This window comes from Pseudomonas sp. SC11, from assembly GCF_047039205.1.
Classification (GTDB): Bacteria; Pseudomonadota; Gammaproteobacteria; order Pseudomonadales; family Pseudomonadaceae; genus Aquipseudomonas; species Aquipseudomonas boreofloridensis.
On sequence record NZ_CP178183.1, the window covers coordinates 761,181 to 774,738 of the forward strand.

The following is a 13,558-nucleotide window of genomic DNA, read 5'->3' on the forward strand; positions in this document are numbered from 1 at the left end:
GAAATACACTGAAACGCCGCGGTTGTCCTGCGGAACATCAGACCATTAGCGATCTACGAGAGACGGATGAACATCACCAACCTTGCCAAACGCCTTTGCCTGCCCGTACTGCTGATGATCATGCCCGCTGCTTTCGCAGCCGAGCAGATGATGCCGGCACCTCCGCAACTGGCAGCCAAGTCCTACGTACTGATGGACGCGTCCAGCGGCAACGTGCTGGTCGAGAACAACGGCGACGAGCGCCTGCCGCCGGCCAGCCTGACCAAACTGATGACCGCCTACATCGCCACCCTCGACATCCGTCGTGGGCAGATCGGCGAGAACGACCCGGTGACCGTCAGCGAGAACGCCTGGCGCACCGGTGGTTCGCGCATGTTCATCAAGGTCGGTAGCCAGGTGACCGTCAGCGACCTGCTGCACGGCATCATCATCCAGTCTGGCAACGACGCCTCGGTCGCCCTGTCCGAGCACATCGCCGGCAGCGAAGACGCGTTCGCCGACATGATGAACAAGACCGCTGCCGACCTGGGCATGTCCAATTCGCACTTCATGAACCCCACCGGCCTGCCGAACCCCGAGCACTATTCGTCGGCGCACGACATGGCCCTGCTGGCGCGCGCGATCATCAACGAAGATCCGGCCCACTACGCCATCTACTCGCAGAAAGAGTTCTTCTGGAACAACATCAAGCAGCCCAACCGCAACCTGCTGCTGTGGCGTGACAAGACCGTCGACGGTCTGAAGACCGGCCACACCGAGGAGGCCGGTTACTGCATGGTGGCGTCGGCCGTACGTGATGGTCAGCGCCTGATCGCCGTGGTGTTCGGCACCAACAGCGAGCAGTCCCGCGCTGCCGAAACCCAGAAGCTGCTGACCTACGGCTTCCGCTTCTTCGAAACCCAGACCTTCTACCAGAAGGGTGTCGAGCTGAGCCAGGCCCCGGTCTGGAAAGGCGCTACCGGCCAGGTCAAGGCGGGTCTGGCCAACGACCTGACCATGACCATGCCCAAGGGCCAGCTCAAGCGTCTGCAAGCGTCGATGACCATGAATCCGCAACTGACTGCGCCTATCGCCAAAGGCGAGGTGATCGGTAAAGTGGAAGTCAAACTGGATGACAAAGTGGTGCAGACGACCGACCTGATCGCCCTTGATGGCGTCGAAGAAGGTGGTTTCTTCCGTCGTATGTGGGATAGCATCCGCCTGTTCTTCTACGGTTTGTTCAACTGATACGTGACCTGCCATGCCCCCGAGCCATCACGCCGGGGGCATCGTTGTTGCCACGCCTTACGAGGGCGTTTGCGCCATGAGCGAAGCTGACGTCAAGTCGCACAAAATCGAATTTCCCTGCCAGGACTATCCGATCAAGGTGATCGGCGATACCGGTGTCGGTTTCCGGGACACCGTGATCGAGATCCTCAGCAAGCATGCAAAAGTCGACCTGAGCACCCTGGCCGAGCGCCAGAGCAAGGAAGGCAAGTACACCACCGTGCAACTGCATATCGTCGCCGAAAGCGAAGACCAGTTGCAGGACATCAACAGCGCCCTGCGTGCCACCGGCATCGTGAAAATGGTGCTGTGATGCCCGGATGCCTGGGCTTCCGCGAGCTTGGCCTGCAGCCGTACGAGCCGGTACTGGAGGCCATGCGTCGCTTCACCGGACAGCGCACTGCGCAGACGCCCGATGAAGTCTGGCTGGTCGAGCACCTGCCGGTGTTCACCCAAGGCCAGGCCGGCAAGCCCGAGCACCTGATGCTGCCTGGCGACATCCCGGTGGTACAGACCGAACGCGGTGGACAGGTGACCTACCATGGCCCCGGTCAACTGGTGGCGTACCTGCTGCTGGATGTGCGTCGCCTGGGCATCGGTGTGCGCGAGCTGGTCAGTCGCATCGAAGCGAGTCTGGTCGCGCTGCTGGCCAGTTACCAGGTCACGGCGGCGGCCAAGCCTGACGCCCCCGGCGTGTACGTCGACAACGCGAAGATCGCTTCGCTGGGGCTGCGCATCCGTAACGGCTGCGCGTTCCACGGCCTGGCGCTGAACGTCGACATGGACCTGGCGCCCTTTCGCCGAATCAACCCCTGCGGGTATGCGGGGCTGGCCATGACCCAGCTGCGCGACCACACAGGCCCGATCGAACTCGACGAGGTCAGGACGAGGCTGCGCGAACAGCTGGTCAGGCACCTCGACTACGCTGAGCAGACGACCCTCACGGGCGGAATCGACTGAATATGACTACTGTGCAAGAAGCCGTGCCGAATCTGATCGCGACGCAAGACGTCACGCCCCGCCCTGCGCCCAAGAAAGTCGAGGCTGGGGTCAAGCTGCGCGGCGCCGAGAAGGTGGCACGCATCCCGGTGAAGATCATCCCCACCGACGAGCTGCCGAAGAAACCCGACTGGATTCGCGTGCGCATCCCGGTGTCGCCGGAAGTCGACCGCATCAAGCAACTGCTGCGCAAGCACAAGCTGCACAGCGTCTGTGAAGAGGCGTCCTGCCCGAACCTGGGCGAATGCTTCTCCGGCGGCACGGCCACCTTCATGATCATGGGTGACATCTGCACCCGTCGCTGCCCGTTCTGCGACGTCGGCCACGGTCGTCCCAAGCCGCTGGACCTGGACGAGCCGAAGAACCTGGCCGTGGCCATCGCCGACCTGCGCCTGAAGTACGTGGTGATCACCTCAGTGGACCGCGACGACCTGCGTGACGGTGGCGCCCAGCACTTCGCCGATTGCATCCGCGAGATCCGCGCCTTGTCGCCGGGCGTGCAACTCGAAACCCTGGTGCCGGACTACCGTGGTCGCATGGACGTGGCACTGGAAATCACCGCGCAGACTCCGCCGGACGTGTTCAACCACAACCTGGAAACCGTACCGCGCCTGTACAAGGCAGCGCGTCCGGGTTCGGACTACGACTGGTCGCTGGACCTGCTGCAGAAGTTCAAGCAGATGGTGCCGCACGTGCCGACCAAATCGGGCTTGATGCTGGGCCTGGGCGAGACCGACGAAGAGGTCATCGAGGTGATGCAGCGCATGCGCGAGCACGAGATCGACATGCTCACCCTCGGCCAGTACCTGCAGCCGTCGCGCAGCCACCTGCCGGTGCAACGCTTCGTGCACCCGGACACCTTCGCCTGGTTCGCTGAGGAAGGCTACAAGATGGGCTTCAAGAATGTCGCCTCCGGCCCGCTGGTGCGCTCCTCGTACCACGCCGACCAGCAGGCCCACGAAGCCAAGATCAAGCTCTGATTCGGGGCGGGTCGAACATGCCGATGTACGCTGCCAAGCGTCATCGGCATTTTTTTTAGCGGTAAGCTGCGAGCGCGTGGTGGAGGTGCAGGGTGGAGCGTGTTGGAACAGCTGCAGTAGGGTTGCCGAAGGCCTTGGTGCCAGGGGCGCGGTTTGCCATCGTGGCACCGGCGGGACCGGCGCGGGTGGATATGGGCACGGTCACGCAATGGTTCGAGCGTCGCGGATACGAGTGCCGGATCTATCCGGGGGTGTTGCAGGCGCAGGGGTATCTGGCAGGGAGCGATGAGCAGCGCCTGCGCGATCTGCACGACGCCTTTGCCGATCCGCAGATCGACGCGATTCTGTGCATGCGTGGTGGCTACGGCAGCATGCGGCTGCTTGACCGGTTGGATTTCTCGCTGATTCGCCAGCATCCGAAACCCTTGATCGGTTATAGCGATATCACGGCTTTGCACACAGCCATTGCGCGGCATGCCGGGTTCATCAGCTTCCACGGCGGTATGCTCAATGCTGATCTGCTCGGGGACAAGCGCGAGCCTACGGTGAGTTCGCTGTTCGCGCAGTTGAATGGGCAAGTGGGTTGCGGCGATGTGATCGCGCATCCGCAGGACTTCGCGTTGACCACCGTGGTGCCCGGTGCAGCCAGCGGGCGTCTGGTCGGCGGCAACCTGTCGATGCTCGGCGCGACGCTGGGCACATCGGCGCAGATCGAGACGCACGACAGCATCCTGTTCATCGAGGACGTCAACGAGCCGCTGTACCGGGTGGATCGGTTGCTCACCCAACTGCGCCTGGCGGGCAGACTGAAGGGGGTCAAGGGCGTGCTGGTGGGGGACTTCGCCGGTATTACCGTGGCGTCGTTGCAGCCGTTGTTGCGCGATATCTTCGGCCCCTTGCAGGTGCCCGTGCTGGCTGGATGGCGCAGCGGGCATTGCGACCCGAATGTGTGTCTACCGTTGGGCGCGCGCGTGCGGCTGGACAGCGACGCGCAGACGTTGACGCTGGAACAGCCGTTGTTCAGCGCCTAGCCCTTGGGGAAGCGGCCTTGTGCCGCGATTTGAGCGCGCCGCGGTCCCACGGTTTTCCGCTTCGCCGCTGCCATCGTCGGGACCGCTTTGCGGTCCAATCGCGACGCAAGGCCGCTCCCACAAGTTGGCCGGTGTAGCTCAGACAGCCTGGGCGAGCATCGTGCCCTGAGGCCTTTGCGAGCAATTGTCATGCTCAATTCCTGGCAGCTCGCACGCTCGTGGGAGCGGCCTCGTGTCGCCATTGGACTGCGCCGCAGTCCCAACGGTTTTCAGCTTAGCCGCTCGAGCTGCGCCCTTAGCGCAGGCTCTCCAGCAGCTTGTGCGTCGGGTAACCATCGGCCGGCCAGCCCAGGCCCTGCTGAGCCGTGCGAATTGCCTTGCGGGTATTGGCGCCGATGATGCCGTCGGCGTTGCCGGCGTCGTGTCCGCGGGCGTTGAGCAGGTTCTGCAACTCGACCCGCTCGCTGCGGCTCAACGGCAGATCGTCCTTCGGCCAGGCCCCGGCGATGAAACCCCAGCCGGAGAAGCGGTCGCCCAGCAGGCTCACGGCCAGCGCATAGGACGAGGAATTGTTGTATTTGAGGATCGCGCGGAAGTTGTCCAGCACCAGGAAGGCTGGGCCGCGCGCGCCCGCTGGCAGCAGGAGTGCCGCCGACAGCGAGTTGCTGCCAGCCGGCAGTTGCGTGCCGGTGGGCAGCTTCACGCCCAGGCTGAGCCATTCGCTGACCGGCTTGCGCTGGGCGCCGTCGGCCAGCCAGTAATCGAAGCCGGCCGGTACCTGGACCTCGAAGCCCCATGGCTGCCCGCGTTTCCAGCCTGAGCTTTGCAGGTAGTGCGCAGTGGAGGCCAGGGCGTCCGGCGTGCTGTTCCAGATGTCGCGGCGACCATCGCCGTCGAAATCCACCGCATGGGTGTTGTAGGTGGTAGGGATGAACTGGGTCTGGCCCATGGCGCCGGCCCAAGAGCCGCGCATGGCTTCAGGCTGAATGTCACCGTTCTGCAGGATCTGTAGGGCCGCGATGAGCTGGTCCTGGGCGAAGGTTGGGCGACGGCCTTCGTAGGCCAGGGTGGCCAGCGAGCGGATCACCGATTTGTTGCCCTGGAACTGACCGAAGTTGCTTTCCATACCCCACACCGCCACCAGCACCTGGCGATCGACGCCGTAGCGTTGCTCGATGCGTGAGAGCAACTCGGCATTCTGCTCCAGCAGTTTCTTGCCGTTGCGCACCCGCAGCGGCGACAGCGCGCTGTCGAGGTATTCCCAGACCGGGCGGCTGAATTCAGGCTGGCTGCGGTCGGCCTTGATCACGTCCATGTCCGGCGTGACACCGAGGAATGCGCGGTCGAAGGTGGCCGCGCTGATGCCGGCTTGCAAGGCCTGCTGACGGAAGCCCGCCTGCCACTGGGCGAAGGTCTGCAGCGGCTGGATATCGCCGTTGCTGTCGGCGCTGCTGGCCGGAAGGCTGACGTTGGCAGTGGGTTGGGCTGGAGCCAAGGGCAGGGCGTCGGCGGCGGTAGGTTTTTCCGCGCAGGCGACGAGCAGGATGAAGCTGGAGGCCGCGATCAGCTGGCGGGACTGCCAGCGCTGGGGAAGACTGAAGGACATGCACAGATCCAGTTTTGCAGTTCAGGTGCCGACCATATCATGCCTGCGGCTTTTTCAGGCGGCCAGAAAGCAAGAAGCCTCCCAATCTCTCGATTGGAAGGCTTCGCGGCGGTAGCTGCCTTTGCCCTTTTCCGGTCGTTCCTGGCGGCAGCGGAACAGGGGTTGGGCGATGATCGACTTGGCCTTGTTGGGGCCGTGCGTTTTCGGCTTCTTGCTCATGGCGGATTCCCGGTAGGGGTGACGTTCGAGGGGTGACTGTACGGGGCGCTGAGGGGCAGGGCCAATTGAATCTGTTTATGGTGCGGACCTGCGTGCGCTGCGGCGACAGCACGCAGCCCCGTGATCACTGCGACGGCAGGCCTATGCGCTGGCCGGCCATCAACAGCACCAGCCGCGCCAGGCTGGTCCACGGCGAGCCCTCGGCCTGACCCTTGATCTGTGCATCGATGCGCTGGGCGTCCTGCAACAGCTGAGTCCAGCGTTGCGCCGAGAGCCGCTGCAAGGCTTTGCTCACCAGTGGCCGACGCTTGTCCCACACCGGTGGCCTGGCCTGGCTGAAGGCTTTGTCCAGCGGTACGCCCTGGCTGAACTGCTGGGCCAAACCGGCCAGCAGGCGCAGTTCGCGGGCCAAGGCCCAGAGGATGACCGGCGGTTCCACGCCCTCGCCACGCAGCCCTTCGAGCATGCGCAGGGCATGCGCCGCTTCGCCATTGAGGATGGCATCGACCAGGCCGAAGACATCGAAGCGAGCGCTGTCGGCGACGGCGGCCTGCACCGTCTCGACGGTGATCTGATTGCCGTCGGCCAGCAGCTTGAGCTTCTCGATTTCCTGGGCCGCGGCCAGCAGGTTGCCTTCCACCCGCGCAGCGATCAGGTCGAGCGCATCGCGCTGCGCCGACAGGCCGGCCTGAGACAGGCGCTGGTTGATCCACTGCGGCAACTGTTGGGCGTCCACTGGCCAGATCTGGATGAACTGGCACTGTTCACCGTCGATCAGCGCCTTGCCCCACTTGGTCTTCTGCGCGCTGCCGTCGAGCTTGGGCAGGCTGACCAGCAGCAGGGTGTCCTCGGCGGGCCGGGCGCAGTACTCCATCAGCGCGGCGGCGCCTTTGTCACCGGGCTTGCCCGACGGCAGGCGCAATTCGAGCAGCCGTCGCTGGGCGAACAGGGACAGGCTGGCACCGGCCAGCAGCAGGCTGCCCCAGTCGAAATTGGCGTCGGCGCTGAACACCTGGCGTTCGTCGAAGCCCTGCTGGCGCGCGGCCGTGCGGATGGCGTCAGCGGCCTCCTGGCACAGCAGCGGATCGTCGCCGCTGACCACGTAGACCGGCGCCAGCGTGCCTTGCAGGTGCTTGTTGAGTTGGGCGGGAGAAAGCTTCATGGCGGGGCAGGGGCACCGCAGGTGCCCCATTGAGCCTCAGTTGGCCGGGACTTCCATCGGCGATTGCTGGGGCGTGTTGTCCTGCACACGCTGGGCTTCGCGCAACGCTTCGGCTTCGGCGCGGGCGCGCTCGTCGGCTTTTTGCTGGAGGTCGGCCAGTTGTGCCGGGGTGAGCTGCTGCAAGCGAACCATCATGCCCTGGACCAGTTCGCGGCGCAGTTCCTTGCGGATCTGACCGGATTCCTGGGTGGAGCCGGCGATGTTGTTGCCGTCGTAGACGTAGTCCTTGCGCACTTCCAGTTTGTCTTCCAGCAGCACGGTGTCGTTATGACCCTGCACCACGTAGTTGAGCACGGTGGTCAGCTCGTACTCCGCCGAGCGGCTACCGCCGGTGTAGGTGGCGGCGCGCTGGGATTCCTGCTCGTTGGTCAGCACCAGCTTGTAGGGTGCCCCGCTGTAGACCTTGACGCCGCTGCTCTGCAGCGACTGGCGCAGTTGTTTGACGGTGTCGCCGTAGGCGTTGCGCGCACCCAGGTCCAGCTCCTTGAAAGCCAGTTCGTTGGTGCCGGTACCGCGCAGCTGGAAACCGCAGGCGCCCAGCGCAGCGGCCAGGCCAATTACCAGCAGATTGCGTTTGATCATGGTGTAGCTCCCTTTTGGGCCTGTTGCGCCCGCCCCGTCGCCAGGGCGGGCTTGCCATCAGTTGGCGACGATGTTGACCAGCTTGCCCGGTACCACGATGACCTTGCGGATGGTCAGGCCATCGATGAAGCGCAGGACGTTCTCGTTGTTGCGGGCGGCGTGTTCGATGTCTTCGCGGCTGGCGGTGGCCGGCATTTCCACCTGGCCGCGCAGCTTGCCGTTGACCTGCACTACCAGGGTGAGGCTGTCCTGCACCAAGGCGCTCTCGTCGACGGTTGGCCAGACGGCATCGATGACCGGCTGGGCATGGCCCAGCGCCTGCCACAGGGCGTGCGAGAGGTGCGGCGTGATCGGTGCCAGCAGCAGGGTCACCGCTTCCAGGCCCTCGTGCAGCAGTGCACGGTCCTGCGCGGTGGTCTGCGGCGCTTTCTCCAGCACGTTCATCAGCGTCATCACCTGGGCGATGGCGGTGTTGAACTTGTGGAACTGGCCTACGTCGGTGCTCGCTTGCTTGATGGCCGCGTGGATAGCGCGGCGAATGACCTTCTGCGCATCGTCCAGCGCGGCGATGTCGAGGCTGCCCGGCAAACCTTGGGCGACATGGCCCTGTGCCAGACGCCAGACCCGACGCAGGAAGCGGCTGGCGCCTTCGACGCCGGAGTCGGACCATTCCAGGCTCATGTCCGGTGGCGAGGCGAACATCATGAACAGGCGGCAGGTGTCGGCGCCGTAGGCGTCGATCATGGCCTGCGGGTCGACGCCATTGTTCTTCGACTTGGACATCTTCTCGGTGCCGCCGATTTCCACCGGCAGGCCATCGGTCTTCAGGCGTGCGCCGATGATCTTGGCCTTGGCGTCGCGCTCGACTTCAACGTCGGCGGGATTGAACCAGTCCTTGCCACCGTTGCTGGCCACGCGGAAGTAGGTCTCGGCGACCACCATGCCTTGGGTCAGCAGGTTCTTGAACGGCTCGTTGGAGGTGACCAGGCCCTCGTCGCGCATCAGCTTGTGGAAGAAGCGCGCGTACAGCAGGTGCAGGATGGCGTGTTCGATACCGCCGATGTACTGATCGACCGGCAGCCAGTGGTTGGCCGCTTTCGGGTCGACCAGGCCTTGGTCGTAGTGCGGCGAGGCGTAGCGGGCGAAATACCAGGACGACTCGACGAAAGTGTCCATGGTGTCGGTTTCACGCTTGGCCGGGCTGCCGCATTTCGGGCAGGTGCACGCGTAGAACTCGGGCAGGCGCGCCAGCGGCGAGCCGGCGCCGTCCGGCACCACGTCTTCGGGCAGGCGCACCGGCAGTTGGTCTTCCGGCACGGGCACGTCGCCGCAGGACGGGCAATGGATGATCGGGATCGGGCAGCCCCAGTAGCGCTGGCGGCTGATGCCCCAGTCGCGCAGGCGGAACTGGGTACGCGATTTGCCGAGTTCCTTGCGGATCAGGGCCGCTTCGATGGCGTCGAACGCGCCGGCGAAGTCCAGGCCGTCGAACTCGCCGGAGTTGATCAGCACACCGTGCTCACCGTAGGCGGCGTTCCATTCGGCGCCGACGTCATCACCGGCGCTGGTGCGCACCACCGCCTTGACCGGCAACTGGTACTTGCGGGCGAACTCGAAGTCGCGCTCGTCGTGTGCCGGGACAGCCATCACCGCGCCGTCGCCGTAGTGCATCAGCACGTAGTTGGCGACCCATACCGGCAGCTTCTCGCCGGTCAGTGGATGCTCGACCCGCAGGGCAGTGGCCATGCCCTTCTTCTCCTGGGTGGCCATGTCGGCCTCGGCGACGCTGCCGCTCTTGCACTCGTCGATGAATGCCTGCAGCGCCGGATTGCCCTGGGCGGCCTGGGTGGCCAGCGGGTGCTCGGCGGCGACGGCTACGTAGGTGGCGCCCATCAGGGTATCGGGGCGGGTGGTGAAGACTTTCAGTGCACCGGACTGGCCGATGCTGGCCTGGTCGTAGGGGAACTGCACTTCCATACCGCGCGACTTGCCGATCCAGTTGCGCTGCATGGTCTTGACCTGCTCGGGCCAGCCCGGCAGTTCGTCGAGGCTTTCCAGCAGTTCGTCGGCGTAGTCGGTGATGCGGAAGTAGTACATCGGGATTTCGCGCTTCTCGATCAGCGCGCCCGAACGCCAGCCGCGGCCGTCGATGACTTGCTCGTTGGCCAGCACGGTCTGGTCGGCCGGGTCCCAGTTCACGGTCCCGTTCTTGCGGTAGATCACGCCTTTTTCGAACAGGCGGGTGAACAGCCACTGCTCCCAGCGGTAGTAGTCCGGCTTGCAGGTGGTGACTTCACGCGACCAGTCGATGGCCAGGCCCAGGCTCTTGAGCTGGGTCTTCATGTAATCGATGTTTTCGTAGGTCCACTTGGCCGGCGCGACGTTGTTCTTCATCGCCGCGTTTTCCGCGGGCATGCCGAAGGCGTCCCAACCCATCGGTTGCAGGACGTTCTTGCCCAGCATGCGCTGGTAGCGGGCAATCACGTCGCCGATGGTGTAGTTGCGCACGTGGCCCATGTGTAGCTTGCCGCTCGGGTACGGGAACATCGACAGGCAGTAGTAGGTGTCCTGGCCTGGCTGTTCGGTCACAGCGAACGATTGTTGCTCGTCCCAGAAAGACTGGGCGGCGGCTTCGATATCACGGGGCTGGTATTGTTCGTGCATGGCTACTTTTAATGAGAGAGGGAGACCTTGTTTCCAGGCAGCGCAACCTCGCTGCGTCCGGCACTCCGGTGGCGGTGAGAGTGAACGGCCTAGCATACATGAGCGCCGCGCGTTCGGGGAAACGCTGAATGCGATTGGCGCGGTGCGCTCCGTTTGTCGCGACGGGCAGCTGCTTTGCGCAGCGCCGCTAAGCTGTTCGGAGGGGGAAGATATTCTGACCTTCAATGAGGTGAACGATGGGAGAGTCGCAGCTAACCGCAATCAAACCCGAGCTCTATGAGCGTCTGATCGACCGGGTGGGCCTGGCCTTGGAAGTGGCCAGGACATCCGCCGGCTTGCGTGATGAAATGCCCGCCGAACTGGAACTGCGGGACCTCAGCCCGGCGGAGTTCCGGGTGATCAAGGCCTATCTGGACCGCCTTCCCGAGCACCGGTTCGCCCGCCCTGGCAGCGGTACGTCGGCAGACGCCGGGCGCGGCAAGATCGTCTGGCTCAAGGATCGAACGCGCCCCGCGTCCGTGTCCGGTTCCAGGAAGCAAACGGCCCGCTAGTGGGCCTGCACCGGTGATTTGGCCACCTTGGCGATCGGGGCCGGGCACTTGTGGCCCGGCCCCGTTGCTTTTAGGCTGCACGCCTTGCCGGAGGTATGCATGCCGATTCGATTCTTCATTAAACACTGGTTGATGCCGCCAGGCCTGCTGCTGCTGTTGCTCGTGGCAGGCTGGTGGTTGCGCAGACGCCGGCCACGCGTGGCGGCGCTGTGTTTTACCCTCGGACTGGGCGGGTTGTGGCTGATGAGCCTGCCGCTGGTGGTGCAGGAGTCGGCCCGAGTGCTGGAGACCGAGGCGCCGCTGGTGCCGCAGGAGTGGGCGACATTGTCCCGGCGCGCCGACGCTATCGTCATTCTCGGTGCCGGGCGTGAACGGGGTGATCCGGCCTGGGGCGGTGACGATCAGCCCAGCCCTTCGGCGCTGGAGCGCATGCGTTACGCGGCGCAGTTGGCCAAGGCCTCGGGCCTGCCGGTGTTGACCAGTGGTGGACTGCACTACGGCACGCCGCCGAGCGAGGCGCAGTTGATGGCGCAGCGTCTGCAAGCCGATTTCGGCGTGAACGTGACCTGGAAGGAAGAGGCCAGTCGCACTACGTGGGAAAACGCCCGCTTCAGTGCCCAGGTGTTGCAACCGCTGGGCATCCGGCGCGTGGTTGTGGTCACCCAGGCCTGGCACATGCTGCGTTCGCGCTGGAGCTTCGAGCAGGTCGGGTTCGAGGTGGTGTCGGCGCCAGTGGGCTTCCTTGGCGCCGATCACGCGCGGCCATTCGCCGGGCTGCTGCCGGAAAGCCGGGCGATGTGGCAGAGCGGGCAGTTATTCAATGAGGCAGTCGGGCTGGTGGGGTATCGGTTGTTCTACTGATCCGCTGTCCCTGTAGAGGCGGCGCAGCGCCGTTTCCACAGGGACGAAAGGTGACGCTCACGCGGTCTTTGCGATGCGCCCGGCCAGCAGCGCCCAGCCCATCAACAGTAGGCAGACGAACGCCAGCGGCCATGAGCGCCATTGCAGATACGGCGTGAGCTGCTGCATGGGCACTACCTCGCCATACAGGATCGCCTGCTGGAACTGCGGGATCTGCGTGGTGATCTTGCCGAACGGGTCGATCAGCGCGGTAACGCCGTTGTTGGTGGCACGGATCATCCAGCGACCGGCCTCCAGGGCGCGCATCTGCGCCATCTGCAGGTGCTGCAACGGCCCGATCGAGGTGCCGAACCAGGTGTCGTTGCTGATGGTCAGCAGCAGGTCGCTGCGCGCGGCCAGGCCTGCGGCGAACTCGGGGTAGACCACTTCGTAGCAGATGTACGGTGCGATCTGATAGCCCTTGGCCTGGAGCAGTGGCTGGTCATCTGGCCCGCGGGCGAAGTCGGACATCGGCAGATTGAAGAACTCGATCAGCCCGCGCAGCATGTCTTGCAGCGGCACGTACTCGCCGAACGGCACCAGCTTCTGCTTGAGGTAGGTGCCATCGCCTTCGCCGGTCACGGTGATGCCGTTGAAGTAGCGGCGCTGCTTGTGCACCACCTCACGCACCGGCACGCCGGTGATCAGCGCCGAATGACGGTCCGCGGCGAAGCTGCCCATCATGTCGATGTAGCCTTGAGCCTGATCCTTGAGCACCGGCACCGCCGTTTCCGGCCACACCACGATGTCGGCCGGCTGCGAACGCAAGGTCATGTCTCGGTACAGCGCCAGTTGCGCGTTGACGTGGGCCGGGTCCCATTTCACTTCCTGCTCGACGTTGCCCTGAACGGCGGCGACTTTCAGCGGGTCGCCGGCCGGGCGGGTCCAGGCGTGGCCTTTCAGGCCCAGGCCGAGCACCCAGGGCGCTATCAACAGCACTGCGCCGACAGCGAAGAACGAAGGACGTGTGCGCAGCCGCGACAGGTTGCACAGCAAGGCTGCCGACAGCGCCAGGGCAAAGGAGATCAGCCACACGCCGCCCAGCGGTGCCAGGCCGGCCAGCGGGCCGTCGAGTTGGCTGTAGCCGGCGTAGAGCCAGGGGAAACCGGTGAGGAACCAGCCGCGGAAGGCTTCCTGCAACAGCCACAAGGCGGCGAAGCACAGGGCATCGGCCAGCGGCGCCTCGGTGCGGCGCAGCCAGCGCGCCCAGAGCCAGGCTGGCAGGGCGAAGAACCAGGCGATGGCGGCGAAGAACGCCACCAGCAGCAGGGTGGCCAGCAGCGGCGAGGCACCGCCGTAAGTGTTGATGCTGACGTAGATCCAGCTGGTGCCGGCGCCATACAGGCCGAAGCCGTAGCACCAGCCGCGCCCCAGTGCCTGGCGCGGGCTGAGCTCGCGCAGGCCGAGGTAGAACAGCATGATCGACAGCAGCGCGATCGGCCACAGATCGAACGGCGCCAGGGCCAGCGAAGTGGAGGCGCCGGCCACCAAGGCCAGCAGGTTACCGGGCCAGCCGGGGCGGGTGATCCAGCGCATGG

Annotated in this window: 13 protein-coding genes; 7 read left to right on the forward strand and 6 right to left on the reverse strand. The window is 64.9% G+C overall.

What is annotated here, in order from left to right:
• The first annotated feature begins 66 nt into the window (after window positions 1–66).
• The 5 genes from ACK2SD_RS03510 to ACK2SD_RS03530 all read left to right on the forward strand — a co-directional run bounded on the left by ACK2SD_RS03510 (window position 67) and on the right by ACK2SD_RS03530 (window position 4,276).
• Window positions 67–1,227, forward strand: a complete 1,161-nt coding sequence (locus ACK2SD_RS03510) for a D-alanyl-D-alanine carboxypeptidase family protein (protein ID WP_039580607.1) — start codon at window positions 67–69, stop codon at window positions 1,225–1,227.
• Window positions 1,228–1,303: 76 nt separating this feature from the next.
• Window positions 1,304–1,579: a DUF493 domain-containing protein gene (locus ACK2SD_RS03515; protein ID WP_029611929.1), complete on the forward strand. Its 276-nt coding sequence runs from the start codon at window positions 1,304–1,306 to the stop codon at window positions 1,577–1,579.
• The gene (gene lipB, locus ACK2SD_RS03520) at window positions 1,579–2,226 is read left to right on the forward strand and encodes a lipoyl(octanoyl) transferase LipB (protein WP_304485162.1); all 648 of its coding nucleotides are present in this window, start codon (window positions 1,579–1,581) and stop codon (window positions 2,224–2,226) included. The genes ACK2SD_RS03515 and lipB overlap by 1 nt, the downstream gene beginning before the upstream one ends.
• 2 nt (window positions 2,227–2,228) lie before the next feature.
• Window positions 2,229–3,245, forward strand: coding sequence for a lipoyl synthase (gene lipA / locus ACK2SD_RS03525; RefSeq protein WP_039580601.1), 1,017 nt, complete (start codon window positions 2,229–2,231; stop codon window positions 3,243–3,245).
• A 122-nt stretch (window positions 3,246–3,367) separates the two neighbouring features.
• Entirely contained in the window at window positions 3,368–4,276 is a 909-nt protein-coding gene (locus ACK2SD_RS03530) for a S66 peptidase family protein (protein ID WP_412461348.1), read from the forward strand.
• A 295-nt stretch (window positions 4,277–4,571) separates the two neighbouring features.
• On the opposite strand, the gene ACK2SD_RS03535 is transcribed toward ACK2SD_RS03530, so the two are convergent.
• From ACK2SD_RS03535 to leuS, 5 genes are all read right to left on the reverse strand, one after another.
• The gene (locus tag ACK2SD_RS03535; RefSeq protein WP_295488605.1) at window positions 4,572–5,882 is read right to left on the reverse strand and encodes a lytic murein transglycosylase; all 1,311 of its coding nucleotides are present in this window, start codon (window positions 5,880–5,882) and stop codon (window positions 4,572–4,574) included.
• Window positions 5,883–5,936: 54 nt separating this feature from the next.
• Window positions 5,937–6,101, reverse strand: coding sequence for an alternative ribosome rescue factor ArfA (gene arfA, locus ACK2SD_RS03540; protein ID WP_412461349.1), 165 nt, complete (start codon window positions 6,099–6,101; stop codon window positions 5,937–5,939).
• A 124-nt stretch (window positions 6,102–6,225) separates the two neighbouring features.
• Window positions 6,226–7,263: a DNA polymerase III subunit delta gene (holA, locus tag ACK2SD_RS03545; RefSeq protein WP_342650404.1), complete on the reverse strand. Its 1,038-nt coding sequence runs from the start codon at window positions 7,261–7,263 to the stop codon at window positions 6,226–6,228.
• Window positions 7,264–7,299: 36 nt separating this feature from the next.
• A complete protein-coding gene (lptE, locus tag ACK2SD_RS03550; RefSeq protein WP_039580588.1) occupies window positions 7,300–7,905 on the reverse strand; it encodes an LPS assembly lipoprotein LptE in 606 nt (201 codons plus the stop codon).
• A gap of 57 nt (window positions 7,906–7,962) precedes the next feature.
• Complete coding sequence (leuS, locus tag ACK2SD_RS03555) at window positions 7,963–10,569, reverse strand: leucine--tRNA ligase (RefSeq protein ID WP_412461350.1); 2,607 nt, start codon at window positions 10,567–10,569, stop codon at window positions 7,963–7,965.
• A gap of 236 nt (window positions 10,570–10,805) precedes the next feature.
• On the opposite strand from leuS, the gene ACK2SD_RS03560 reads away from it, so the two are divergent.
• Together ACK2SD_RS03560 and ACK2SD_RS03565 are read left to right on the forward strand one after the other, a co-directional pair.
• On the forward strand, window positions 10,806–11,120 hold the full coding sequence (locus ACK2SD_RS03560) for a hypothetical protein (protein ID WP_342650407.1): 315 nt from the start codon (window positions 10,806–10,808) through the stop codon (window positions 11,118–11,120).
• Between the two features lie 99 nt (window positions 11,121–11,219).
• A complete protein-coding gene (locus tag ACK2SD_RS03565) occupies window positions 11,220–11,981 on the forward strand; it encodes a YdcF family protein (RefSeq protein WP_412461351.1) in 762 nt (253 codons plus the stop codon).
• Between the two features lie 57 nt (window positions 11,982–12,038).
• On the opposite strand, the gene lnt is transcribed toward ACK2SD_RS03565, so the two are convergent.
• Window positions 12,039–13,556, reverse strand: coding sequence for an apolipoprotein N-acyltransferase (lnt, locus tag ACK2SD_RS03570; RefSeq protein ID WP_412461352.1), 1,518 nt, complete (start codon window positions 13,554–13,556; stop codon window positions 12,039–12,041).
• Between the last annotated feature and the right edge of the window lie 2 nt (window positions 13,557–13,558).